Annotated in this window: 25 protein-coding genes and 1 tRNA gene; 16 read left to right on the top strand and 10 right to left on the bottom strand. The window is 73.2% G+C overall.

Features of this window, described 5'->3' with window-relative positions:
• Positions 1 to 29 precede the first annotated feature (29 nt).
• Positions 30 to 2,012 (top strand): TIGR03960 family B12-binding radical SAM protein, encoded by a 1,983-nt coding sequence (locus HJG43_09660; GenBank protein UER54761.1) that lies wholly within the window; start codon positions 30 to 32, stop codon positions 2,010 to 2,012.
• Positions 2,013 to 2,128: 116 nt separating this feature from the next.
• Here HJG43_09660 and HJG43_09655 read toward each other — a convergent pair whose 3' ends face one another.
• The 4 genes from HJG43_09655 to HJG43_09640 all read right to left on the bottom strand — a co-directional run bounded on the left by HJG43_09655 (position 2,129) and on the right by HJG43_09640 (position 5,304).
• Positions 2,129 to 2,362 carry a biotin attachment protein gene (locus tag HJG43_09655; GenBank protein ID UER54760.1) on the bottom strand — a complete coding sequence of 78 codons (234 nt, stop codon included), beginning with the start codon at positions 2,360 to 2,362 and terminating at the stop codon, positions 2,129 to 2,131.
• Positions 2,359 to 3,405: an alpha-ketoacid dehydrogenase subunit beta gene (locus tag HJG43_09650; protein UER54759.1), complete on the bottom strand. Its 1,047-nt coding sequence runs from the start codon at positions 3,403 to 3,405 to the stop codon at positions 2,359 to 2,361. The genes HJG43_09655 and HJG43_09650 overlap by 4 nt, the downstream gene beginning before the upstream one ends.
• Entirely contained in the window at positions 3,402 to 4,403 is a 1,002-nt protein-coding gene (locus HJG43_09645) for a thiamine pyrophosphate-dependent dehydrogenase E1 component subunit alpha (GenBank protein ID UER55870.1), read from the bottom strand. The genes HJG43_09650 and HJG43_09645 overlap by 4 nt, the downstream gene beginning before the upstream one ends.
• A gap of 154 nt (positions 4,404 to 4,557) precedes the next feature.
• Entirely contained in the window at positions 4,558 to 5,304 is a 747-nt protein-coding gene (locus tag HJG43_09640) for an IclR family transcriptional regulator (protein UER54758.1), read from the bottom strand.
• A 154-nt stretch (positions 5,305 to 5,458) separates the two neighbouring features.
• Here HJG43_09640 and HJG43_09635 point away from each other — a divergent pair, with 154 nt between their 5' ends.
• From HJG43_09635 to HJG43_09600, 8 genes are all read left to right on the top strand, one after another.
• Complete coding sequence (locus tag HJG43_09635; protein UER55869.1) at positions 5,459 to 5,959, top strand: NYN domain-containing protein; 501 nt, start codon at positions 5,459 to 5,461, stop codon at positions 5,957 to 5,959.
• Positions 5,960 to 6,026: 67 nt separating this feature from the next.
• Positions 6,027 to 6,773, top strand: a complete 747-nt coding sequence (locus HJG43_09630) for a DUF2344 domain-containing protein (GenBank protein UER55868.1) — start codon at positions 6,027 to 6,029, stop codon at positions 6,771 to 6,773.
• Positions 6,774 to 6,890: 117 nt separating this feature from the next.
• Complete coding sequence (locus HJG43_09625; GenBank protein ID UER54757.1) at positions 6,891 to 9,701, top strand: Rne/Rng family ribonuclease; 2,811 nt, start codon at positions 6,891 to 6,893, stop codon at positions 9,699 to 9,701.
• Positions 9,702 to 9,828: 127 nt separating this feature from the next.
• Positions 9,829 to 10,137: a 50S ribosomal protein L21 gene (gene rplU / locus HJG43_09620; protein UER54756.1), complete on the top strand. Its 309-nt coding sequence runs from the start codon at positions 9,829 to 9,831 to the stop codon at positions 10,135 to 10,137.
• Between the two features lie 28 nt (positions 10,138 to 10,165).
• Positions 10,166 to 10,423 (top strand): 50S ribosomal protein L27, encoded by a 258-nt coding sequence (gene rpmA, locus HJG43_09615; protein UER54755.1) that lies wholly within the window; start codon positions 10,166 to 10,168, stop codon positions 10,421 to 10,423.
• Positions 10,424 to 10,535: 112 nt separating this feature from the next.
• Positions 10,536 to 12,089, top strand: a complete 1,554-nt coding sequence (obgE, locus tag HJG43_09610) for a GTPase ObgE (protein ID UER54754.1) — start codon at positions 10,536 to 10,538, stop codon at positions 12,087 to 12,089.
• Positions 12,086 to 13,222 carry a glutamate 5-kinase gene (locus HJG43_09605; protein UER54753.1) on the top strand — a complete coding sequence of 379 codons (1,137 nt, stop codon included), beginning with the start codon at positions 12,086 to 12,088 and terminating at the stop codon, positions 13,220 to 13,222. Before obgE ends, HJG43_09605 begins: the two co-directional genes overlap by 4 nt.
• Before the next feature lie 21 nt (positions 13,223 to 13,243).
• Positions 13,244 to 13,588, top strand: a complete 345-nt coding sequence (locus HJG43_09600; protein UER54752.1) for a hypothetical protein — start codon at positions 13,244 to 13,246, stop codon at positions 13,586 to 13,588.
• 16 nt (positions 13,589 to 13,604) lie between these two features.
• On the opposite strand, the gene HJG43_09595 is transcribed toward HJG43_09600, so the two are convergent.
• On the bottom strand, positions 13,605 to 14,207 hold the full coding sequence (locus HJG43_09595; GenBank protein ID UER54751.1) for a protein-L-isoaspartate O-methyltransferase: 603 nt from the start codon (positions 14,205 to 14,207) through the stop codon (positions 13,605 to 13,607).
• Between the two features lie 17 nt (positions 14,208 to 14,224).
• On the opposite strand from HJG43_09595, the gene HJG43_09590 reads away from it, so the two are divergent.
• Positions 14,225 to 15,502, top strand: coding sequence for a glutamate-5-semialdehyde dehydrogenase (locus HJG43_09590; protein UER54750.1), 1,278 nt, complete (start codon positions 14,225 to 14,227; stop codon positions 15,500 to 15,502).
• A 581-nt stretch (positions 15,503 to 16,083) separates the two neighbouring features.
• On the opposite strand, the gene HJG43_09585 is transcribed toward HJG43_09590, so the two are convergent.
• Positions 16,084 to 17,430 (bottom strand): IS110 family transposase, encoded by a 1,347-nt coding sequence (locus HJG43_09585; GenBank protein ID UER54749.1) that lies wholly within the window; start codon positions 17,428 to 17,430, stop codon positions 16,084 to 16,086.
• 151 nt (positions 17,431 to 17,581) lie between these two features.
• Entirely contained in the window at positions 17,582 to 18,010 is a 429-nt protein-coding gene (locus HJG43_09580) for a Rieske (2Fe-2S) protein (GenBank protein ID UER54748.1), read from the bottom strand.
• Positions 18,011 to 18,167: 157 nt separating this feature from the next.
• Between HJG43_09580 and HJG43_09575 the strand changes: the two genes are divergently transcribed.
• From HJG43_09575 to HJG43_09550, 6 genes are all read left to right on the top strand, one after another.
• Positions 18,168 to 18,323, top strand: a complete 156-nt coding sequence (locus HJG43_09575; GenBank protein ID UER54747.1) for a hypothetical protein — start codon at positions 18,168 to 18,170, stop codon at positions 18,321 to 18,323.
• 24 nt (positions 18,324 to 18,347) lie between these two features.
• Positions 18,348 to 18,932, top strand: coding sequence for a nicotinate-nucleotide adenylyltransferase (locus HJG43_09570; GenBank protein ID UER54746.1), 585 nt, complete (start codon positions 18,348 to 18,350; stop codon positions 18,930 to 18,932).
• A complete protein-coding gene (locus tag HJG43_09565) occupies positions 18,929 to 20,221 on the top strand; it encodes a LytR C-terminal domain-containing protein (protein UER54745.1) in 1,293 nt (430 codons plus the stop codon). Before HJG43_09570 ends, HJG43_09565 begins: the two co-directional genes overlap by 4 nt.
• A 44-nt stretch (positions 20,222 to 20,265) precedes the next feature.
• A complete protein-coding gene (gene rsfS / locus HJG43_09560) occupies positions 20,266 to 20,682 on the top strand; it encodes a ribosome silencing factor (GenBank protein ID UER54744.1) in 417 nt (138 codons plus the stop codon).
• Positions 20,679 to 21,311, top strand: coding sequence for a histidine phosphatase family protein (locus HJG43_09555; GenBank protein ID UER54743.1), 633 nt, complete (start codon positions 20,679 to 20,681; stop codon positions 21,309 to 21,311). The genes rsfS and HJG43_09555 overlap by 4 nt, the downstream gene beginning before the upstream one ends.
• Before the next feature lie 81 nt (positions 21,312 to 21,392).
• Positions 21,393 to 21,465, top strand: a tRNA-Ala gene (locus tag HJG43_09550).
• Positions 21,466 to 21,760: 295 nt separating this feature from the next.
• On the opposite strand, the gene nagB is transcribed toward HJG43_09550, so the two are convergent.
• Genes nagB through HJG43_09535 form a run of 3 tightly spaced genes read right to left on the bottom strand, consistent with a single transcriptional unit; the run spans position 21,761 to position 24,279 of the window.
• On the bottom strand, positions 21,761 to 22,543 hold the full coding sequence (nagB, locus tag HJG43_09545; GenBank protein ID UER54742.1) for a glucosamine-6-phosphate deaminase: 783 nt from the start codon (positions 22,541 to 22,543) through the stop codon (positions 21,761 to 21,763).
• A 21-nt stretch (positions 22,544 to 22,564) separates the two neighbouring features.
• A complete protein-coding gene (locus HJG43_09540) occupies positions 22,565 to 23,449 on the bottom strand; it encodes a carbohydrate ABC transporter permease (GenBank protein ID UER54741.1) in 885 nt (294 codons plus the stop codon).
• A complete protein-coding gene (locus tag HJG43_09535) occupies positions 23,446 to 24,279 on the bottom strand; it encodes a sugar ABC transporter permease (protein ID UER55867.1) in 834 nt (277 codons plus the stop codon). Before HJG43_09535 ends, HJG43_09540 begins: the two co-directional genes overlap by 4 nt.
• Positions 24,280 to 24,376 lie beyond the last annotated feature (97 nt).

Here is a 24,376-nt window from a genome sequence, read left to right as displayed (position 1 = left end):
GAACTGGCCCCTGCGGAGGCGTTGCCACCATGCTCCAGCCCACCAGGACCCACCGCTGCGGCGACTCCGTCTTCGACCGGCTCGAGCCGCTGCTGCCCAAGGTCGGCAAGCCGATCCAGTACGTCGGCGGTGAGCTGAACGCCACCGTCAAGGCGTGGGACTGCGGCGGCGAGAGCACCGTGCGCTGGGCGCTGATGTACCCGGACGCCTACGAGGTCGGCGTGCCCAACCAGGGCGTGATGATCCTCTACGAGGTGCTGAACGAGCGTCCGGACGCCCTGGCCGAGCGGACCTACTCGGTGTGGCCGGACATGGAGGCCCTCATGCGTGAGCACGGGGTGCCGCAGTTCACCGTCGACGCCCACCGCCCGGTCGGCGACTTCGACGTCCTCGGCGTGTCGTTCGCCACCGAGCTCGGCTACACCAACCTGCTCACCGCCCTCGACCTCGCCGGCATCCCCCTCGAGGCCCGCGACCGCACCGACGACCACCCGCTCGTGCTCGCCGGCGGGCACGCGGCGTTCAACCCCGAGCCGGTGGCCGACTTCCTCGACGCCGCGATCATCGGGGACGGCGAGGAGGCCGTGCTCGCCGTCACCGACGTCATCCGGGACTTCAAGGACGAGGGCCGCCCGGGTGGTCGCGAGGAGCTGCTGCTGCGCCTGGCCCGGAGCGGCGGGGTCTACGTGCCGCAGTTCTACGACGTGCACTACCTGCCCGACGGGCGGATCCAGCGCGTGACCCCGAACCGGCCCGGGGTGCCGTGGCGGGTCGCCAAGCACACCGTCATGGACCTCGACGAGTGGCCCTACCCCAAGCAGCCGCTCGTCCCGCTCGCGGAGAGCGTGCACGAGCGGATGAGCGTCGAGATCTTCCGCGGCTGCACCCGCGGCTGCCGGTTCTGCCAGGCCGGCATGATCACCCGTCCGGTGCGGGAGCGCTCCATCGAGGGCATCGGCCAGATGGTCGAGCAGGGGCTGGCGGCCACCGGTTTCGAGGAGGTCGGTCTGCTGTCGCTGTCCAGCGCCGACCACTCCGAGATCGCCGACCTCACCAAGCAGCTCGCGGACCGCTACGAGGAGTCCAAGGTCGGGCTCAGCCTGCCCAGCACCCGGGTCGACGCGTTCAACATCGACCTGGCCAACGAGCTGAGCCGCAACGGTCGGCGCTCCGGCCTGACCTTCGCCCCGGAGGGTGGCAGCGAGCGCATCCGCAAGGTGATCAACAAGATGGTCACCGAGGAGGACCTGATCCGGACCGTCGCCACGGCGTACGCCAACGGCTGGCGGCAGGTGAAGCTCTACTTCATGTGCGGTCTGCCCACCGAGACCGACGAGGACGTCCTGCAGATCGCCGAGCTCGCCAAGCGGGTCATCGCCACCGGGCGGGAGGTCTCCGGCCGCAGCGACATCCGCTGCACGGTGAGCATCGGCGGCTTCGTGCCCAAGCCGCACACCCCGTTCCAGTGGGCCGCCCAGCTCGACCACGAGACCACCGACGCACGGCTGGCGAAGCTGCGGGACGCGATCCGCGCCGACCGCCGGTACGGCAAGGCCATCGGCTTCCGCTACCACGACGGCAAACCGGGCATCGTCGAGGGCCTGCTGTCCCGCGGCGACCGGCGGGTCGGGCGGGTCGTCCGTGCGGTGTGGGAGGACGGCGGCCGGTTCGACGGCTGGAGCGAGCACTTCTCCTTCGACCGGTGGATGCAGTGCGCCGAGCGGGCGCTGGCCGACGAGCCGGTGGACGTCGACTGGTACACGACCCGGGAGCGGGACGTCGACGAGGTGCTCCCGTGGGACCACCTGGACTCCGGCCTGGACAAGGACTGGCTGTGGGAGGACTGGCAGGACTCGCTGTCCGGCGTCGAGGTGGAGGACTGCCGCTGGACGCCGTGCTTCGACTGCGGCGTCTGCCCGCAGATGGACACCGAGATCCAGATCGGCCCCACCGGACGCACCCTGCTGCCGCTGACGGTCAGCAAGCGCACCGACGTCCGAGAAGGCGCCTGAACGCCCTCCTGACCGTTGCCCGGTCGGCACAGAATGCTGGGTTCGTCACGCCATGGACGGCGTGTTGCGCCACGAACCCAGCATTCTGTGCTCTGCTGACTGATCTGCGGGCGGTGCTACTCGATGCGCGCGATGGGGCTTCCCTGCGTGACGGCCGCCTCCTCCTCGACCAGACGCCGGACGACGCCCGCCACCGGGGCGGGGACCTCGGCAGCCACCTTGTCGACCTGCACCTCGGCCAGCAGCTCGTCGGCCTCCACGTGCTGGCCGTCGTCGACGAACCAGGTGGACAGCACCCCCTCGGCGTCCGGGGTCTCCTTGGACAGCTGCGGGAACAGGACGTCCGTCATGCGGCCACCGCTCGGCGGATCGCGGCCTCGATGCGGTCGTGCCGGGGCAGCACGGCGTACTCCAGCGGTCGGGCGTACGGGATCGGGACGTCGGGGACGGCCACCCGCTGCACCGGCACCCGCAGCAGGCCCGGGTCGTGGTCGGTCACCGTCGCGACCACCTCACCGGACACGCCGAAGGACTGGTAGTCCTCGTCGACGACCACGAGCCGCCCGGTCTTGGCCACCGAAGTGAGGATCGCCTCCCGGTCCAGCGGGACCAGGCTGCGCAGGTCGAGCACCTCGACGTCGATGCCCTCGGCGCTCAGCGTCTCGGCGACGTCCAGCGAGTGGTGCACCGACAGCGACAGGGTGACGACCGTGACGTCGTTGCCCTCGCGGGCTACCCGCGCCTTGCCGATCGGCACCTCGTAGTCGCCGTCGGGGACGTCGTCGGTCGCGCGCGGGTTCTTCGCCATCCACGGCAGCCCCATCACGCCCTTGTGGAACATGTACACGACGGGGTTGTCGTCCCGGATCGCGGCGGTCATCAGCCCCTTCGCGTCGGCCGGCGTGCTGGGCACGACGACCTTCATCCCCGGCAGGTGCGCGAACGTGCCCCACAGGCACTGCGAGTGCTGCGCGCCGTCGGAGTAGCCGCCGCCGACCGCGGTCGTCAGCACCATCGGCACCTTCACGACCCCGCCGGACTCGTAGTGGATCTTGGCCATGTGGTTGTAGATCTGGTCCAGGCACACGCCGAGGAAGTCGGCGAACATCAGCTCGACGATGGGACGCATCCCCTCGACCGCCGCGCCGATACCCAGGCCGATGAAGGCGGTCTCCGAGATCGGCGTGTCGATGATCCGGTCCGGTCCGAACCGGTCGAGCAGGCCGGTCGTGGAGCTGAAGATGCCGCCGTAGGAGCCGACGTCCTCGCCGAGGTAGACCACCTCGGGGTTGCGCTCCATCTCCTGGGCGATGGCCTCGACCATCGCCTTGGACGTCGTCAGCCGCCGCTTGGCGCGTGGCGCCGGGACGGTGGGGGTGTCGGTGACGGTCATCGGGTGCCTCCTGCGGACGGTGCGTCGGTGAAGACGTAGGCGGTCGCGGCCGCCGGGTCGGGGAGCGGGCTCTCCTTGGCGAAGCGGATCGCGTCCTCGACCCGCTCGCTCGCGGAAGCCTTGACGCGCTCGACGGCGGCGTCGTCCAGCAGACCGGCGTCGCGCAGCCGCCGCTCGTAGCGCGGGATGGGGTCGTGCGTCGGGGCGTCGGCCAGGTCCTGCCGGTAGCCCTGGGCGTCACCTTCGAAGTGGCCCCACAGCCGCAGCGTGTGGACCTCGATGAGCGAGGGCCCCTCGCCGGCCCGCGCCCGGGCGACCGCACGCCCGACCGCTGCGTAGACGCCCTCGACGTCGTTGTCCTCGACGCGCTCACCGGGGATGCCGTAGGCGGCGGCCCGCAGGGCGTTCGAGCCGACGGCCGTGGACGCCGTGCGCGGCACGGAGATGCCCCAGTCGTTGTCCTCGACGACGAACACGACGGGCAGGCTCCACAGCGCCGCGAGGTTCAGCGACTCGTGGAAGGCGCCCTGGTTGGCGGCGCCCTCGCCGGTGACCGCGGCGGCGACGCGGTCGGTGCCGCGGCGCCGGAACGCGAAGGCCTGCCCGAGCGCGGGCGGGTAGCCCTCCGCGATGATGCCGGAGCAGGAGAAGTGGGTGCTGGGGTCGAACAGGTGCATGTGCCCGCCTCGGCCCCGGCCCAGGCCGGTCTCCCGGCCGAAGATCTCGGCGGTCATCCGCCGCAGGTCGACCCCGTGGGCGATGGCCAGGTGGTGCGGCCGGTGCGTCGCCGTGATCGCGTCGTCCCGGGTGAGGTGGGCGCACAGGCCGGCCGCCACCGGCTCCTGGCCGGCGGACAGGTGCATCTCACCGGGGACGAGCCCCTTGCCGATGTCGAAGCCGGGCCCCTTGTCGGCGTGGTACTCCCGCAGGATGGCTTCCTCGTAGGTCCGGCTCAGCACCATCGTCTCGTACAGGCTGACGCGGGTCTGGGCGTCGATGCGTGGCGCAGACCCGGCCTGTGCCGGGACGGACGCCGACGCTGACTGTGTTGTCATGGGTCCTCCAACGGCTCGCGGTTGCGTGTCTCGCAGCCTGCGCCGGTGGGGGTCGCCGGGCAACGGTAAGAAGTTCAGATGGTGATAGACGCGCCGGTCACTGGCCGTCGGGCCCGGCGTAGGCGATGAGCCGGGCGGCCCGCCGCAGGGCCTGGCGGCGGTCGATCACGCGCCGCAGGCTGGTCGCGGGCACGGACACGGCCACCGCCGCCGAGAACGTGGTCGAGGGCACCGGGACGGCGACGCAGGCGGTGCCAACGGCGTACTCCTCCCGGTCCATGGCGTACTCGGACAGCGACCTCAGCTCGTGCAGCAGGACCCGCCGGTCGGTGACCGTGTGGCGGGTGAGGTCGGCCAGCTCGTGGGTCTCGACGTACTCGCGGCGGGTCTGCTCCGGCAGCGTGGACAGCACCGCCTTGCCCAGGGCGGTCGCGTGCGCGGCGTCGTGGAAGCCCACCCACAGGTCCGTGCGCGGCGCCTCGGGGGAGTCCACGACGTCCACGAGCCGGATCTCACCGTCGTCCAGCACCGACAGGTACGCCGCGGCGTGCAGCTCGTCGTGCAGGTGCTGGAGCACCTGGTGGGAGCGGGACACCTGCACGACGCTGGGGGTGGCGCGGCCCGCGAGCGCGTCGGCGCGGTCGCCGAGCACGTATCCGGCCTCGGTGCGCCGCAGGTACCCCTCGTGCACCAGGGTGCGCAGCAGGTGGTAGGCCGTCGGCAGCGGGACACCGGTCTGCCGGGCCAGCGACTTGGCCGGCACCGGGCGCGCTGCACTCCCCACCGCGTCGAGCAGCGACAGGGCACGGCTGACCGAGCGGATCAGGGTGGGCTGGGTGGACATCGTTGACCCTCCAGAAGATCACCCTAGGTGGGCCGGGCGACGGTGACAACGACTTGGCCGTACCTGTCGACCTAGGGTGTCCGCCGTGGACCAGCTTCCCCAGCGCCCGACCTACCTCGTCGTGGACGGCGAGAACATCGACGCCACCCTCGGCATGAGCGTGCTGGGACGTCGCCCCCAGCCTGAGGAGCGGCCGCGGTGGGACCGGGTCCGCGAGTTCGCCGCCGCGGTGTGGGACCAGCCGGTCACCGCCCTGTTCTTCCTCAACGCCAGCTCCGGGCAGATGCCGATGGCGTTCGTCCAGGCGCTCATCGCGCTGGGGTACCGACCCATCCCGCTGGCCGGGTCGGTTTCCGAGAAGGTCGTCGACATCGGGATCCAGCGGACTCTGGCGGCGATCGCCGACCGGGACGGCGACGTCCTGCTGGCCAGCCACGACGGGGACTTCGTCGACCAGGTGAGCGCACTGCTCACCCCCGGGCGCCGGGTCGGCCTGCTGGGCTTCCGCGAGTTCGTCAGCTCGAGCTTCACCGAGCTGGCCGGACGCGGCCTGCAGACCTACGACCTCGAGGACGAGGTCGGCTGCTTCACCGCCCCGCTGCCACGAGTGCGGATCATCCCGCTGGAGACCTTCGACCCGGTCCGCTTCCTGTGACCGCGACCCGCTGAGCCGAGGAGGACACCCCGTGCCCAGGCCCGACGGCCCCCCGCCGCCGCCGCCGGTGCAGCGGCTCCGGCTGCGCTACGCCAAGCGCGGCCGGCTGCGCTTCACCAGCCACCGCGACTTCCAGCGCGCGCTGGAGCGGGCGCTGCGCCGCGCCGAGGTCCCGATGGCCTACTCGGCCGGGTTCACCCCGCACCCCAAGGTGTCGTACGCGAACGCCGCCTCCACCGGCGCGGCGAGCGAGGCCGAGTACGTCGAGCTGCAGGTCGCCGAACGCTGCGACCCGCGGGCCGTGCGCGACGCGCTCGACGAGGCGCTGCCGCCCGGGCTCGACGTCCTGGAGGTCGTCGAGGCCGGCCCCGGGTCCGTCACCGACCGGCTCGAGGCCAGTCACTGGGAGATCGTCCTGCCGGGTGCGGACCCCGGCGAGGTGGCAGCCGCTGCCGCCGTGTTCCTGGCGGCCGAGCACGTCGAGGTGGAGCGGCTGACCAAGTCCGGACGACGGATGCTCGACGCCCGCGAGCCGGTGGTCCGGCTCGATCTCCTCGAGGCAGACCGGGCCACCTCCGAGCTGGGGCGCGTCGCCGCGAAGGCGAGCCGCCCGTGTGCGATACTGCAGATGGTCGTGCGGCACGCCACACCTGCCGTCCGGCCCGACGACGTCCTCGCCGCCTTGCGCACCGTGGCCGACCTCGCGCCGCCGTCACCGCCCCAGGTGACCCGGCTGGCGCAGGGGCCGCTCGACGAGGCGACCGGCACCGTGGCCGACCCACTGGCTGCGGACCGGGACGCCGCCGGCACCTGAGGCCCCGCGCCCCGCACCTGTGGAGGGCGCGAGCGGACGGTGCGTCCATGACGACTTCCGCCGTCCGACGGCGGCTGACCACCCGAGCGGTACCGAGGTCGTGGCCGGTGCCCCGGGATGACGGGAGCACCACCCGTGACCACCGAGACCGGGTCCACCGGCGAGCAGTCCACCCCCGAGCAGTCCACCCCCGAGCAGTCCAGCGCCGAGCAGCGGCCGCGTCGCCGCCGGGCCGCCAGCCGGCCGGCCGGCCCCCCGCAGGCCGACACGCCGTCCGCTGGCACCCCAACCGCTGAGACTTCGGGCACTGACACCCCGGCTACCGACGTCCCGGATGCCTCCCCGGCGGCTCCGGCCAAGAGGCCGGCGCGCAAGCGGGCCGCTAAGAAGACCGCGGCCGTAGCCGAGCCGGCCCCGGCCCCCGCGCAGGAGGCTCCGCAGGAGACAGCGGCGTCCCTGGGGGAGCAGCCGGTCGCAGAGACCCCCGCGCCGCGCAAGCGGACCACCCGCAAGCGGGCGGCAGCGAAGACCGCCCCGGCCGCGTCGGAGCAGCCGGACGAGGCCACCGCCGCCGGCGAGCAGGCCCCGCAGCCGGCCGCACCTGAACCGGACCAGGCCACCGCCGGCGCCCAGGACGGGACCACCACCGGCGCCCAGGACGGGACCACCACCGGCGCCGCGACCCCCGTGGGAGCCGTCCCGGCCACCGCGGTGCTCTTCCAGCCGCCGGACCCGGCAGCCGCTCCTCGCCGGCGTCGGGCCGCGAGCCGGCCCGCAGGACCGCCGCAGGTGCCCTCCGAGCCCGCCGCCTCCGAGGAGCAGGAGCAGCAGGAGGAACAGGAGTCGGCTGGTACGGCGCCCAGTGCCGCGGCCAGCGAGGTGACCGGTCCGGCCGGGCAGCCGGGCGCCGGCCAGGACGCCGGGACCTCCGCCGGTTCTGGTGCCGAGGCGGGGGACCGCGACGACGGCCCGGACGACGGCGGGGACGGTGCGGAGACCCGTCGGCGCCGTCGGCGCCGCGGTGGCCGCGGACGTCGCCGCCGCTCCGGTGAGGACTCCAGCGCCTCCGCGGTCGAGACCGACGACGACACGGACGACGACGTCCGTGACGGCACGTCCCCGGGCAAGCCCAAGGACAAGTCCGAGGGCAAGCCCAAGGACACGTCGGAGGGCAAGCCCGAGGACAAGGCCGACGGGGACACGACCGAGGACGCCGGCCCCGGCGTCGGCGAGGTCAGCGACTACGTCAGCGGGGACGACGACACCGGGGACGACGACAGCGGGGACGAGGGCTCTGGCTCCTCCCGCCGGCGGCGCCGGCGGCGGCGCCGTTCCGGTGAGGCCGACGACTCGGCCGTCGAGGAGTCCGGGCGCGCCAAGCAGGGCCGTAAGCCCTCCGACGACGTCACCGCCGTCAAGGGCTCGACCCGCCTGGAGGCCAAGCGGCAGCGCCGGCGGGAGGGCCGCGACTCCGGCCGTCGCCGTCCGGTGATCACCGAGTCGGAGTTCCTGGCCCGGCGCGAGAGCGTCGAACGGGTCATGGTCGTCCGGGAGCGGGAGGGCCGTACCCAGATCGCAGTCCTCGAGGACGGCGTGCTCGTGGAGCACTACGTCGCCCGCAAGGAGCAGTCCTCCCTGATCGGCAACGTGTACGTCGGTCGGGTGCAGAACGTGCTGCCGAGCATGGAGGCCGCGTTCGTCGACATCGGCAAGGGCCGCAACGCCGTCCTGTACGCGGGCGAGGTCAACTGGGACGCCGCCGGCCTGGAGGGCCAGCCGAAGCGCATCGAGGTCGCGCTGAAGTCCGGGGACCCCGTCCTCGTCCAGGTCACCAAGGACCCGGTCGGGCACAAGGGTGCCCGGCTCACCAGCCAGGTGTCGCTGCCCGGGCGCTACCTCGTCTACGTGCCGCGCAGCTCGATGACCGGTATCTCCCGCAAGCTGCCCGACACCGAGCGCAACCGGCTCAAGAAGATCCTCAGGAGCGTGCTGCCCGAGGACGCCGGGGTCATCGTGCGGACGGCCGCCGAGGGGGCCTCGGAGGAGGAGCTCTCGCGCGACGTCCAGCGCCTGCAGGCGCAGTGGGAGGACATCGAGAAGAAGGCGAAGGCGGTCAGCCCGCCGGCGATGCTCTACGGCGAGCCCGACCTCATGATCAAGGTGGTCCGGGACGTCTTCAACGAGGACTTCACCAAGCTCGTGGTCGCCGGCGACCACGCCTGGGACACCGTTTCGGAGTACGTCCAGTGGGTGGCCCCCGACCTCGCCGAGCGGCTCGAGCGCTGGGACGGCGAGGACGACGTGTTCGCCGCCCACCGGATCGACGAGCAGATCGCCAAGGCCCTCGAGCGCAAGGTGTGGCTGCCCTCCGGCGGCTCGCTCGTCATCGACCGCACCGAGGCGATGACCGTCGTCGACGTCAACACCGGCAAGTTCACCGGCTCCGGCGGCAGCCTCGAGGAGACGGTGACGAAGAACAACCTCGAGGCCGCCGAGGAGATCGTCCGCCAGCTGAGGCTGCGGGACATCGGCGGCATCATCGTCGTCGACTTCATCGACATGGTCCTGGAGAGCAACCGCGACCTCGTGCTGCGCCGCCTCGTCGAGTGCCTGGGCCGCGACCGCACCAAGCACCAGGTCGCGGAGGTCACCTCGCTCGGTCTGGTCCAGATGACCCGCAAGCGGGTCGGGCAGGGGCTGCTGGAGGCGTTCAGCGAGACCTGCGAGTGCTGCAACGGCCGTGGCGTCGTCCTGTTCGACGAGCCGGTCGAGAAGAGCCAGCACAACGGCGGGCGGACCAAGGGGGAGCAGCCCGGCTCGCAGCAGCGCCGCAAGGGCGGTGTCAAGGAGGTCGCCGCGGCGACGCTGCGTGCGGGCGGCTCCGCGGACGACGCGGGGGAGGTGCCGGCGTCCGCCGAGCCGGTTTGACCCGGACGTACGCCGCTCCGTACCCTGGACCGCGGCACGCCCTCGGCGTGCCCTGCTGTGTGCGCTCGGCCCCGCCCGACCGCTCGTCACCAGCAACTGTCGAACGACGTCAGAGAGTGAGCCTCACGTGTACGCGATCGTCCGCGCCGGCGGCCGGCAGGAGAAGGTCGCCGTCGGCGACGTGCTGACCATCGACCGAGTCACCGGCGACGCCGGCACCACGGTCGAGCTCAAGCCGGTGCTCCTCGTCGACGGGTCCACCGTCACCAGCGACGCCGACGCCCTGGCCAGGGCGACGGTGACCGCCGAGGTCGTCGACGCGACGAAGGGGCCCAAGATCACGATTCTCAAGTACCGCAACAAGACCGGGTACCGCAAGCGCCAGGGCCACCGCCAGAAGCTGACCCGCATCAAGATCACCGACATCAGCAGCTGACCCGCGACACGAACGAGGACCCACAGACATGGCACACAAGAAGGGCGCCAGCTCCTCCCGGAACGGGCGCGACTCCAACGCCCAGCGGCTCGGTGTGAAGCGCTTCGGCGGGCAGGTCGTCAACGCCGGCGAGATCATCGTCCGTCAGCGGGGCACCCACTTCCACCCGGGCGTCAACGTGGGCCGGGGCGGCGACGACACGCTGTTCGCGCTCACCGCCGGCGCTGTCGAGTTCGGCACCCGTCGCGGGCGCAAGGTCGTCAGCATCGTCCCGGCCGGCGAGTGAGGCTCACCGTCGACTGACGACGCAGACCTGACCAAGGGGCGAGCCGGGACGACCGGCTCGCCCCTTCGTCGTCCACCCGGCCCCGGCCGGGCCGATCGAGGAGGTGACCGGCGTGGCACAGTTCGTCGACCGCGTCGTCCTGCACGTCGCCGCCGGGGACGGCGGCCACGGCTGCGCGTCGGTGCACCGGGAGAAGTTCAAGCCCCTCGGCGGCCCGGACGGCGGCAACGGCGGCAAGGGCGGCGACGTCGTCCTGGAGGTCGACCCCTCGACCACGACCCTGCTGGAGTACCACCACTCCCCGCACCGCCGCGCCGGCAACGGCCGTCCCGGGCAGGGTGGTCTGCGGCACGGCGCCGACGGCGAGGACGTCGTCCTGCGGGTACCGGCCGGCACCGTCGTCAAGCGTCCCGACGGCGAGGTGCTCGCCGACCTGGTCGCCCCGGGGGACCGGTTCGTCCTGGCGGCTGGCGGCCGGGGTGGCCTGGGCAACGCCGCGCTGGCCTCCCCGCGCCGCAAGGCCCCCGGTTTCGCCCTGCTCGGCGAACCCGGTGACGCCGGGGACGTCGTCCTCGAGCTCAAGACCGTCGCCGACGTGGCCCTGGTCGGCTACCCCAGCGCCGGCAAGTCCAGCCTCGTCGCCGCGCTCAGCGCCGCCCGGCCGAAGATCGCCGACTACCCGTTCACCACCCTGGTGCCCAACCTCGGCGTCGTCCAGGCCGGCGACGTCCGGTTCACCGTCGCGGACGTGCCCGGCCTCATCCCCGGGGCCAGCCGGGGCAAGGGGCTGGGACTGGAGTTCCTGCGGCACGTCGAGCGCTGCGCCGCCCTCGTCCACGTCCTGGACTGCGCCACCCTCGAGCCGAACCGCGACCCGGTCAGCGACCTCGAGGCGATCGAGGCCGAGCTGCGGGCCTACCCGGTGGACTCCGGTGACGGCGAGACCCCCGTCCCGCTGACCGAACGGCCACGGCTCGTCGCGCTGAACAAGGTCGACGTCCCCGAGGCCCGCGAGCTCGCCGACATGGTCCGCCCCGAGCTGGAGCGGCGCGGCTACGAGGTGCACGAGGTGTCCGCGGCCAGCCACGAGGGCCTGCGGGAGCTGTCGTTCGCGATGGCCCGGCTCGTCGAGGCCGCCCGCCGCGCCGCGCCGGCCCCCACCGCCCGCCGGGTCGTCCTGCGGCCCCGGCCGGTGGACGACCCCGGGTTCACCGTCACCCCGGAGACGACGGCTGACGGACCGGTGTACCGGGTGCGTGGGGTCAAGCCCGAGCGCTGGGTCCGTCAGACGGACTTCGCCAACGACGAGGCGGTCGGCTACCTCGCCGACCGGCTGGCCCGCCTCGGCGTCGAGGACGCCCTGTTCGAGGCCGGCGCCCGCGCCGGTGACACCGTCGTCATCGGCGGGCAGGACGGAGTGGTCTTCGACTGGGAGCCCACCCTCGTCGGCGGCGCCGAGCTGCTGGCCGGTCCACGTGGCAGCGACCTGCGCCTGGAGGACTCCCGGCGACCCACCCGGGACGAGAAGCGGGAGGCCTACGCCCAGCGGCGGGAGGCACGCTCGGCGGCGCGCGCCGAGCTCGACGAGGAGCGCCAGGCCGGTCACTGGACGGCGGACGCCGAGGGTGACTGGACGGCGGACGCCGAGGGCGACCCGGGCCGATGACGCCGTCGGTGCTGCGGACCCGCGCCGAGCTCGCCACCGCCGGGCGGGTCGTCGTCAAGGTCGGGTCGTCGTCGCTGACGACGCCGCAGGGCCGTATCGACGCCGGGCGGCTGCACGCCCTCACCGACGTCCTCGCCGCCCGCCGCGCCGCCGGGACCGAGGTGGTGCTCGTCTCCTCCGGTGCGATCGCGGCCGGCCTCGGCCCGCTCGGGCTGGTCCGCCGTCCGCGGGACCTGGCCACCCAGCAGGCGGCGGCCAGCGTCGGCCAGGGGGCGCTGCTCGCCCAGTACACCGACGCGTTCGCCGAGCACGGGGTGACGGTGGGTCAGGTGCTGCTCACCGCCGACGACGTCGTCCGGCGCAGCCACTACCGCAACGCCCAGCGGACCTTGTACCGGCTGCTGCGCCTCGGCGTCGTCCCGGTGGTCAACGAGAACGACACCGTCGCCACCGACGAGATCCGGTTCGGTGACAACGACCGGCTGGCCGCCCTGGTCGCCCACCTCGTGCACGCCGACGCGCTCGTCCTGCTCTCCGACGTCGACGCCCTGTACGACGGACCGCCGCACCGCCCGGGTGCCCGCCGGATCGCCCAGGTGGACGGCGAGCAGGACTTGGCCGAGGTCGTCGTCGGCCGCACCGGCCCCGCAGGGGTCGGCACCGGCGGCATGGTGACCAAGCTGGAGGCGGTGCGGATCGCCACCGGGTCCGGGATCGGGACGCTGCTCACCTCCGCCGACCTGGCCCGCGACGGGCTGTCCGGCGCCGACGTCGGGACGTGGTTCGTGCCCACCGCGCCGCGGACGTCGACCCGGCTGCTGTGGCTGGCGCACGCCGCCACCCCCCTGGGCCGGCTCGTCCTGGACGACGGCGCGGTCGCCGCCGTGGTCCACCGCCGGGCCTCGCTGCTGCCTGCCGGTGTGCTGGAGGTGCACGGACAGTTCGAGGCCGGCGATCCGGTCGACCTGTGCGACCGAACCGGCCACGTGCACGGCCGGGGGCTGGTCAACTACTCCTCACAGGAGGTACCGAGCCTGATCGGCCGCTCCACCAGGGAGCTGGGCGACCGGCTCGGGCCCGGGTACGACCGGGAGCTCGTGCACCGTGACGACCTGGTGCTGCTGAGGACCTGACCCGGACGCGAGGAGGTAGCGGTGGACCCGCCGCTGTGGCACGTCACCGTGACCCTCGCCGGTGAGCCTGCCGACCGTGAGCAGGTCCGGCTGGGCCTGGAGCAGCTCGTCCGCGAGAGGCCGTTCCTGGAGTCCGCCCGCTACGGGGACGACCGGGCCGAGCTGCGGTACTGGGACGAGGCCGAGGACGTCGACGACGCCGCAGCCATGGCCCTGCGGCTGTGGGCGGACCACCGCGACAGCGCGGGGCTGCCGCCGTGGACGGTCGTCGGTCTCGAGGTGCTCGACCGCGGCACGGTCCGCGAGCGCGGCGCCCGCGGACTCGTCGCGCCGGCCCTGGTGCTCGGCGACGTCCGGCCGCTGTGACAGCAGGTCAGCGCAGTCAGCGCAGCGGCACGAACGAGTACGCCCCGTGCCGGTGCACGGTCACCTCCCCGACGTCGTCCCGGACGACGAGCAGCATCGTCCCGGCGACCGGTACCACCATCCGGCCCGGCCGGGCGACCTGCTCGACGAGCTCCTCCGGGAGCCGAGAGGCCATGGCCGACACCAGGATCCGGTCGAACGGCGCGAGGTCGGGCCGGCCGAGCACCCCCTCCGTGGCCGGTTCCAGGGACGCCCACGGCATACCGGCCCGGGCCAGGTTCTGCGCCCCCCACTCGGCGAGCCGCGGTTCGAGCTCGACCCCGACGACGCGCCCGGTCGGCCCGACGAGCCGGGCGAGCAGCGCGGTCGTCCAGCCGGAGCCGGCGCCGACGTCGAGCACCCGTTGACCGGCCTGGACGTCGAGCAGCGCCAGCATCGCCCGGACCGTGCTCGGCTGGGAGCTCGTCTGACCCTCGCCGATCGGCAGCGGCCGGTCCTGCGCGGCGTACGGGCGCTGGTCCTCGGGGAGGAACTGCGCCCGGGGCAGGGCTGCGAACGCGTCGTCGAGGCGGCGCTCGGCCGCCGCGACCGACCGTCGCCCCGGGCGGTGCCAGGTCACCGCCCTACCCTGGACCCATGTCGACGCCGAGCACCACCCAGGACGCCGTCCTGGCCGTCTGTGGCCGGGCCCGGGAGGCGTCCCGTGCGCTGGCTACCGCCACCCGCGCCGCGAAGGACGCGGCCCTGTACGCCGCCGCGGACGCCCTCGTCGCGGCGACCGACCGGGTGGTCGCCGCGAACGCCCTCGACCTCGAACGGGGCCAGACCGACGGCCTCGCCGCGGGGCTGCTCGACCGGCTCCGCCTGGACGGGGGCCGGGTCGCGGCGATCGCGGACGCCGTCCGGGAGGTCGCGGCTCTGCCCGACCCGGTCGGCGAGGTGGTCCGCGGCCGCACCCTGCCCAACGGCCTGCGGCTGCGACAGATCCGGGTGCCGATGGGCGTCGTCGGGATGGTCTACGAGGCCCGGCCCAACGTCACCGTCGACGCGGCCGTGCTCGCGGTGAAGTCCGGCAACGCGGCCGTCCTGCGCGGCGGGTCCGCGGCGCTGGAGACGAACACGGTGCTCGTCGAGGTGCTCCGGGAGGCGTTCGCGGGGGCCGGGCTGCCCGCCGACGTGGTGCAGAGCATCGACGAGCACGGGCGGGAGGGGGTCCGCCACCTGATGCGCGCCCGCGGGCTGGTCGACGTGCTCGTCCCCCGCGGTGGGGCCGGGCTGATCCGCAGCGTCGTCGAGGAGGCCACGGTCCCGGTCATCGAGACCGGCGTCGGCAACTGCCACGTCTACGTCGACGCCGGCGCCGACCCCGACCAGGCGGTCGCCATCGCGGTGAACTCGAAGACCCACCGGCCGAGCGTCTGCAACGCCGCCGAGACCGTCCTGGTGCACGCCGACGCCGCCGAGGCGGTGCTGCCCCGACTGCTCGCCGAGCTCGCTGCCGCAGGGGTACGGCTGCACGGCGACGACCGGGTGGCCGCCCTGGCGCCCGACGGAGTCGAGGTCGAGCCGGTGACCGACGAGGACTGGGCGACCGAGTACCTGGCCCTGGAGCTCGCGGTCGGCGTGGTCGACGACCTCGACGCGGCCCTGGCGCACATCCAGCGCTGGTCGAGCGGGCACACCGAGGCCATCGTGACGAGCGACCTGCGTTCCGCCGAGCGGTTCACCACCGAGCTCGACTCCGCGGCGATCATGGTGAACGCCTCCACCCGGTTCACCGACGGCGGCCAGCTCGGGCTCGGCGCCGAGATCGGGATCTCGACCCAGAAGCTGCACGCCCGCGGGCCGATGGGGCTGGCCGAGCTGACCACGACCCGCTGGCTCGTGCACGGCGACGGCCACGTGCGCCCCTGAACCACCACCACCCCCTCCCGTGATCATGCAATCCCGCCACCCCGCTCGACCGTTTCGTGATCATGCAATCCCGCCACCCAGTGGGCCCCAGCGCCCGCCCAGGATGCTGGGTTGTCGGCACGACACGCCGGCAAAGCTGCGCTGATTGCAGCATTCTGTGGTGAACCCCGCCGACTCGACGTGGGTTGCCACGGCCGCTGAGGCCCATCGTGATGTCCGAGGTGGCCCCGCCAGCGGGTCATGAGGTGTTCGTGCAGACCCGCCGCCCCGCACGACCCGGACAGTGGCATGGGCAAGGTGGCGGGATTGCATGATCACCAGCGTAAGAGGTTTCACGTCAAGGTCTTGGGTCGTGTTGATCTTGTTGGTGGTGTGTGGGGTCCCCGCCGGGGGGGTGGCCGGGGTCGGGTTCCTCGTCTCTACGTAGCTGGCAAGTGGGCTTGGGGTCCCAACAGCGTTCAAGCGAGCTTGTGAGGTTCCCTGGCGGCCTGGCGGGGCTGCTCATGGTGATCATCGAGGTGGAAGGGTTTCCCCTCTACGAAGGTGCGAGCTCGCCCCGCCGGGGTCGGCGGGTGTGCTGGTCAGGCGGCCATGGGGGCCTCGGTGGTGGGGCCGGCGGCGATCCGGGGGTCCCAGCGCTGCCCGGTGGTGGTGACGGCGTAGATCCAGCGCAGCAGGGTCGTGGCGCAGGCCACGTGGGCCTGTGCGCGGGTGAGCCGGTTGTGCTGGCGGCTGGTCAGGTGGGCGTGGCGGGCGGCCAGGACCGGGTTGTGCCGGATCACCGTCCAGGTGGCACGCCAGGCGGCCAGCCGCAGCCCGGGGCGGCCGCGTTTGGAGGTGCGGGTGCGGCCGCGGAAGGTGGCCGAGGTGTTCTCCACCGGGTTCAGCCCGGCGTGCTTGACCAGGGACCGTGCGCTGTCGAAGCGGGTCGGGTCACCGGCCTCGGCGAGGATCTGCGCGGCAGCCGGCAGGGACAGCCCGGGGATCGAGGCCAGCGGGTCACTCAGGCCCAGGGCGTCCACGGCGGTGAGCATCTCCTGCTCGACGGTCTGCTGCTGGGCGCGGGCGGCGCGCAGGTCATCCACCGCCCAGGCGGCGCGTTTGAGCGCCCCGGCGCGCTGGCGGGCCACCGCGCCGGTGGTGTCGTTGAGGGCGGCGAACACGCCCTCGACGATCCGGCGGCGGATCTTGCGCCCACCCCAACGAGGCAGCTCACGGCGCACCGCGTCGGTGAACCGGGCCAGGCCCATCCGCCGCAGCCGGGCCGGGTCACCGTTGCAGCGGTCCAGCACCACCGCCACCGACGCCTGCCAGGTCATCGACTCGAACGGCTTGCTCGCCGCCGTCAGGACCGTGGGCCAGCCCACCGCGAGCAGGTCACGCAGCTGCAGCACCGCCCGGGTCGACCGGGTGATCAGCTCACCACGACGGCGACCGAGGTGCCGCAGCACCGCCCACTGCTCCTCCACACGTTCGGGGACGTAGCAGCGCAGCTCACCGGCCAACCGGGCGATCAGCACCGCATCCTTGTAGTCGGACTTGTCCCGGGTGTAGTCCTCCTCCTCCCGGGCCCGGGCCGCGGCCAGCGGCTGCACACACACCACCAGCAGGTCCCGCTCGAAGGCGGCGTCCTGCACCGCCATCCACCGTGACCCGGTCGGCTCACACGCCAACGTCACCGCCGTGAACCCGGCCCGCGCAGCCTGCTGCACCGCCCAGTCCAGGACCGGCCCCAGCTCCCACGCCTTGCCCTTGAACACCCGCCGGGCCAGCACCCGGCAGTCCCGGTCAGTGACCACCACCATCTGGGTGTCCTCCCCCAGATCAACCCCCACCACCGCAGCCGACGCCGGCACCGCCGCACGCAGCCGGGCCCGCCGCTCGTTACGCCGCCGATCACCCCGAGTCAAACCCGTACCATTACCCATGGACGTCCTCCTGTTCATCGCGTTGGGACACCAAGCCCGAGACGTGTACACAGGAGGACGTTCTATGCGAACCCCCTCCCAGAACGCCATTACTACGAAGGGTGCGACGGCAGCCCAGGGTGGCGGGATTGCATGATCACGAACGGGGGTGTCAGAGCGCGCGGATCTGCCCGTCGACCACCTCGACCTGCGCTGCCGCGAGCGGTGCCGGCGCCGGACCGGAGACGTTGGTGCCCGTCGCCAGGTCGAACACCGAGCCGTGACACGGGCAGCGCAGATCGCCGTCCCCGGGCGCGACCGTGCAGCCCTGGTGCGTGCAGACGGCACTGAACGCGACGACCTGCCCCTCGGTGGGCTGCGCGATCAGCAGGGGGCCGCTCGGACCGGTGGCCGAGACGGCACCGCCGACAGGGACGTCCGAGACCTGCGCGACCACGTCCCCGGCCGCGACGTTCGTCGTCGGTTCGTCGTCGCCGGAGCATGCGGTGGTCAGCGAGGCCACTCCCGCCGCACCCGCCAGGACGACGGCACGGCGGCTGGGGGCGCAGGGTCGGTTCACGTAGCGCACAACGGGGATCATGCCGCGTGGGTTCACGGCTGCGCCCGCCCGGCCCCTCGGCGTGCCCAGTCCCGCTCACGCACAGACGGCGCCCACGGCACGACGGGTGGCCGAGTCTGACAGGATGTGCCGCGGACCACGCCGGTCCGCGACCTGGACGACGCAGGAGAGAGCAGCGATGGGGTTCCTGGCGAGCACGGCGGCCGAGACCGAGACGCACTTCGAGATTCCGTTCCCTCCCGAGGTGTACGGCATCAGCGCCTTCGTGCTGCTGCTCCTGCTGCTCGCGCTGACCTTCGCGTTCCGCAGCGTCGGCTCCCGCGACCGGCGCTGAGCCGCGGTCGCCGGGGAGCGCGCGGTGCGCCTCGGGGTGATGGGCGGCACGTTCGACCCGATCCACCACGGCCACCTGGTCGCGGCCAGCGAGGTGGCCAGCGAGTTCGACCTCGACGAGGTCGTCTTCGTGCCAACCGGCCGGCCGTGGCAGAAGGACGCCCGGGAGGTGTCGCCGGCCGAGCACCGCTACCTCATGACGGTGATCGCGACCGCGTCGAACCCGCGGTTCACCGTGAGCCGGGTCGACATCGACCGTCCCGGTCCGACGTACACCATCCACACCCTGCGAGACCTGCACGCCGAGCGGCCCGACGCCGAGCTGTTCTTCATCACCGGCGCCGACGCGCTGGCCCAGATCCTGTCCTGGAAGGACGTCGAGGAGCTGTGGTCGCTGGCGCACTTCGTCGGCGTCACCCGGCCAGGGCACGTCCTGTCGGGCACCGGCCTGCCCGAGGACGGCGTGAGCCTGCTCGAGGTGCCGGCGATGGCGATCTCCTCCACCGACTGCCGCGCCCGCGTCGCTGCCGGTGAACCGGTCTGGTACCTCGTGCCGGACGGTGTCGTGCAGTACATCGCCAAGTACCACCTGTACCGGGACGACCGGTGAGCGGCGAGGAGCCGGCACCGTCCTCCCGGCGGGAGCGCCGGGCCAGGGGCACCGGCCCGGTCGCCCCCGGTCCGCCGCTGCCTCGTCCCCCGACGCAGGTCCTGCCCCGACGCGCGCGACGGGGTGCCCGGCGCCGCGGCGCGTGGGTCGCGGTCGTCGTCCTCCTCCTCGTGGGCGCCCTCGTCGCGGCGGTCGTGCTGCTGGGCCGAGACCCTGCTCCCGGCGGCACCGACGACGCCGGCGCCGCGGGCCCGACCGACACGCTGCTCGCCACCCTCGCCGACCGCGGTCGGGTCACCGGAGCCACCCTGCTGTCGGTGGGGGAGGAGGAGACCGCCGCCCTGCTCGTGCCGAGCCGGCTGCTCGTCGACGTCGCCGGAGGCGGGCGGGCCGCTCTGGCCGAGGCGCTGTCGGTCTCCGACGACGCGCCCGCGGACGCCGTCGCCGACGCTCTCGACGTCCGGGTGGACCTCGGCTGGGTCCTCGACGCGGCCGGGCTCGCGGCTCTCGTCGACGCCGTCGGCGGTGTCGTCGTCGACGTCGACGCCGACGTGCGCACCGCGGAGGTGTCCCTGGCCGCTGGGCCGCGCCAGCGTCTCGACGGCCGACAGGCGGCCGCCTACGCCACCCACCTCGCAGCGGCCGAGGCCGAGGCGGCTCGGCTCGCCCGCCAGGAGGAGGTGCTGACCGCGCTCGTCGCCGGTCTGCCGGACGACGTCGGGCAGGTCGAGGAGGTGCTCGCCGCTGTGGGACCCCTCAGCCGGCCAGTGGGCGGCGACACCCGGGCCGTCGCCGGCCTCCTCGTCCGGGTCGCCGAACACCTGGAGCGGGACGGCGGGTACGGCGCGTCCGTGCTGCCGGTGCGGGAGATCGCCACCGGCGGCGACGAGGTGCTCTACGGCCTGGCGGACGCCGAGGCCGCCGAGGTGCTGGCCGCCCGGTTCGCGGGCGCTCGCCGGTCCGGGACGGGGGAGACGGTGCGGGTGCTTGTCCAGAACGGCGCCGGGACCCCGGGGCTGGAGGACCTGGCGAGGGAGCGGCTCGTGGAGGCCGGCTTCCGGTTCGTGGGCGGCGGTAACGCCGCCGTGCTGGGCCGGCGGACGTCCGCGGTCCTCGTCCCGCAGGACACGCCTCGGCTGCGGGAGGCCGGTCTCGGGGTGGTCGAGGCCCTCGGGCTGCCGCAGGACGTGCTCGCGGTGGGCCGGGAGGCGCCGACCACCGCGGACGTCATCGTCGTCCTCGGCACCGATTTCGCGGAGGTCGCCGCCGGGGCGGGAGGCGACTCCTGAGGGCGTGAGAACCTGTCCCGACCAGGCCCACCCGGAGGAGACCCGTGCCCGCCACCGACCGCGCCGTCCAGCTCGCCACCGCCGCCGCCGAGGCGGCGGCCGACAAGCTGGCCGACGAGATCATCGCCCTCGACGTCAGCGAACAGCTGGTGATCACCGACGTGTTCGTCGTCGCCTCCGCGGACACCGACCGGCAGGTCCGGGCGATCGTCGACGAGGTCGAGGAGCGGCTGCGCGGCCTCGGCGCCAAGCCGGTGCGCCGCGAGGGGCTCAAGGAGGCCCGCTGGGTGCTGCTCGACTTCGTCGACGTCGTCGTCCACGTCCAGCAGACCGAGGACCGCCGGTTCTACGCCCTCGAGCGGCTGTGGAAGGACTGCCCGGCCCTCGACCTGCCGGTCACCGGGCGCCCCGACGGCGCCCGTACCGGCCGGGACGGCGGGGACGGCGGGGACGGAGCGTGAGCGCGGCCCGCGTCGTCCTGTGGCGGCACGGGCAGACCGGTCACAACGCCGCCGACCGGTTCCAGGGGCAGCTCGACGTCCCGCTGGATGACGTCGGACGGCGGCAGGCGCACCGGGCGGCGGAGATGCTGCGCGGTCTGGCGCCGACCCGGATCGTCAGCTCGGACCTGTCCCGGGCCGCGGACACCGCCGCAGCGCTCGCCGCGGTCACCGGGCTCGAGGTGGAGACCGACGCCGCCCTGCGGGAGCTGTTCGCGGGGGAGTGGCAGGGGCTCACCCGCGCCGAGATCGAGTCCCGCTGGCCGCAGGAGTTCGCCGCCTGGCGTAGCGGGGAGGACGTCCCCGTCGGGGGCGGGGAGCGGCGCAGCGAGGCCGGCCGGCGGGCCGCCGCGGCGATCGGGCGGCACGCCGCCGCCACCCCGGACGGCGGGGTGCTCGTCGTCACCGGCCACGGTGGGGCGCTGCGGGGGGCCATGCTGAACCTGCTCGCCCTGCCGCTGGCGGCCTGGTCGGCGTTCGGAGGGCTGGCCAACACGCACTGGGCGCTGCTCGTCCCCCGCGGGACGGGGTGGTCGCTGGCGGAGTACAACGTCGGCCCGCACGGCGCCCACGTCGGCTCGGAGGGATGACGGCGCCTGCGTCGGGACGCCGGGGGGACCCGATTTCGGGATGCTCGGCTCGTCGGTCTAGACTCCCTGCCGTTGTCCCGCGGGGCTGTGGCGCAGCTGGTAGCGCACCTCCATGGCATGGAGGGGGTCAGGGGTTCGAGTCCCCTCAGCTCCACCCTGCGATGTTCCCCACCGGAGCAGCGCACCTAGTAGGACCGTCGAACCACCAGCGATGAAACCGAGGGCGGCGACCCGCCCGACGGCGCGAGTCGGCAGCGGCATCCCGTTGCGGATGGTTACGCTCGGTCCGGGCCCCACCCGGTCCACGACCACACGGGAGGACGACCCCGTGGGTCAGGGAGACGAGAGCCCCGGCGAACCGCGGCCGGGGTTCCACCTGGGGGTCGAACGACTGCACCGCGACGCCCAACGGCACAGGAACGCCAGCGAGGTGCAGAGGCCCCGTCGGCTTACCGAGGCCGGGCGCCGACCGACCGACCGACCTCGTCGTACCTCTCACGCACCTCCAGGTGCTGGGCCGCGGCAGGGTCGAGGAAGACGGTGACGTCCGTGTGCCACTGGAGCACGGTCGCGGGCCACCGTGCACTGACCGGACCCTCGACCATCTGGGCGACGGCACGTGCCTTTTTCTTCCCCGTCGCGATGAGGACGATCCGGCGAGCGTCGAGGATCGTCGCGAGGCCCTGCGTGAGACAGGTCGCCGGTACGGCGTCGGGGTCGTCGTCGAAGAACCGCGCGTTGTCCCGCCGGGTCTGAGGTGTGAGACGTTCGACGCGCGTCCGGGACGCCAATGACGAGCCTGGTTCGTTGAACGCGACGTGCCCGTTCGATCCGATCCCGAGAATCTGGAGGTCGACGCCGCCGGCCTCGACGATCGAGTGCTCGTACCGGGCACACTCCGCGTCGAGATCGGCCGCCGTCCCGTCCGGGCCGCGGACGGCTCCGTCCGCGAAGTCCAGACCGGCGACCAGCTCGCGCTCCATCACGGACCGGTAGCTCTGCGGGTGGACCCGGGGCAGCCCCACGTACTCGTCGAGCAGGAAGCCCCGGGTGGACGCGAACGACAGCCCGCGCTCCTGGTGGCGCCGGCGCAGCTCGGCGTAGACGGCGAGCGGGCTTGACCCGGTGGCCAGCCCCAGGACGGTCGCAGGGTGGTCTCGGACGAGCGCCTCAACCTCGTCCGCGACGAGGCGGGCGAGGTCGGTGGCGGTCGGGCGGATGACGACGTGCACGGTGCTCCTGGTTCTCTGCGGTCAGCCCTTGACCGCACCGGCGGTGAGGCCCGCGACGATCCGGCGCTGGAAGACGAGGGCGAGGACGATCATCGGGACGGTGACCACGACCGAGGCTGCCGTGATGGTGCCGATCGGCCGCTGGAACTCGATGGCCCCGGTGAAGGACGCGATCGCGACCGGCACGGTCTGCGCCACCTCCGGGTTGCGCGGGGCGAAGGTGCTCGCGAGCAGAAACTCGTTCGCCGCGGTGACGAATGTGATGATCGCCGACGAGAAGACCCCCGGTGCCGCCAGCGGCAGCACGATACGCCAGAAGGCTTGGAACGCGGACGCGCCGTCCGTCTTGGCGGCTTCGACCAGCTCACTGGGGATGGCGGAGAAGAACGTCGTGAGGATGAAGATCGCGAGCGGCAGGCTGAACGACAGGTAGGAGATGTACAGCCCCTCCCAGGTGTTCAGCAGCCCCGCGGTACGCCACATCTCGTACAGGGGCGGGACCAGGGCGACGGGGGGGAAGAGCGAGGCTGCCAGGACACCTCCGAGCAGCAGCGTCTTACGTCGTAGCGGGAGCTTGGCGAGGGCGTACGCGGCGAGCGCGGCGACTCCCGTGCACAGCAGGGTGGTGATCGAGGCGATCGCCAGGGTGTTGCGCAGGTTCAGCCCGAAGTCCTGCTGGAAGACGGCGATGTAGTTCTGCAGCCCGAAGGGGCCCTGCAGCAGGTCCGGGCTGTTGAGCGCCCGGTCCCCCTGCTTGAGGCTGGTCGTGATGAGCCAGACGAAGGGGGCAAGACACCAGAGCAGGACGATGCCGAGCAGCCCGCTGCGCAGAAGGGTGGACCTGCGCTCCCCCCGGGTACGGGACCCGTGCGCCGACCGGCTCGCTTTCGTGGTGAGGACGCTCATCGTTCCTCGCTCCCTTCCGAGATGACGCTTTTGCCGATCATCGAGACGAACACGACGCCGACACCGAGCACGATGAGGAACGTCAGAGTGGACAGCGCGGAGCCCAGACCCGGGTCGGGCGTCTCGACGATGTAGCGGCGCACCGCCATGGACAGCGACTCGGTCCCGAACGCGCCCCCGGTCATCACCTGCGGCAGGTCGTAGACCCGCAGGGCCTCGACCGTCCGGAACAGGAGCGCCACGAGGATCGCCGGCCGCAGTAGGGGGAGGGTCACGTGCCAGAACCGCTGAAGCGGCCCCGCACCGTCGACGCGGGCGCTCTCGTAGAGCTCCGCCGGGATCGTCTGCAGGCCCGCGAGGAGCAGAAGCGCCGCGAACGGCGCCGTCTTCCACACGTCCGCGAACACGACGGCGAACGTGGCCCACCCGCTCTGGCCGAGCCAGTTGAAGTCCCCGAGGCCGAACAGGCTGTTGATGAAGCCCGGGGTGACGTTGAACATGAACGCCCACATCTGCGCCGCGACGACGGTGGGGATGACCCAGGGGATGAGAATCGACGCTCGCGTGACCCCACGCCCCCGGAACCCTTGGTTCATGATCAGCGCGAAGCCGAGCCCGATCACGAACTCGGCCCCGACCGACGTCACGGTGAAGACCGCGGTGAACCACAGTGCATCCCAGAAGTAGGAGTCCCCGAGGACCTCCTGGTAGTTCGCCAGGCCGGCGAACCCTTCGTGCTGTCGGCGGGTGTACGCCTGGAAGCTCGTGTAGACCGCGTAGAGCACGGGGAACAGCACGACGAGGGCCATAACGGCCAGCGACGGGGTCATGAACAAGCGGGCGAGGGCGACGTCGGACAGCTGGCGACCCGGGCGGCCGCGTCCACGAGGGGCGCGGCCGTCCGGGTCGGCCGAGGCCGACGTCGAA

Source organism: Kineosporiaceae bacterium SCSIO 59966 (assembly GCA_020881835.1).
GTDB lineage: Bacteria > Actinomycetota > Actinomycetes > Actinomycetales > SCSIO-59966 > SCSIO-59966.
This window is presented reverse-complemented; position numbering and strand designations above follow the sequence as displayed.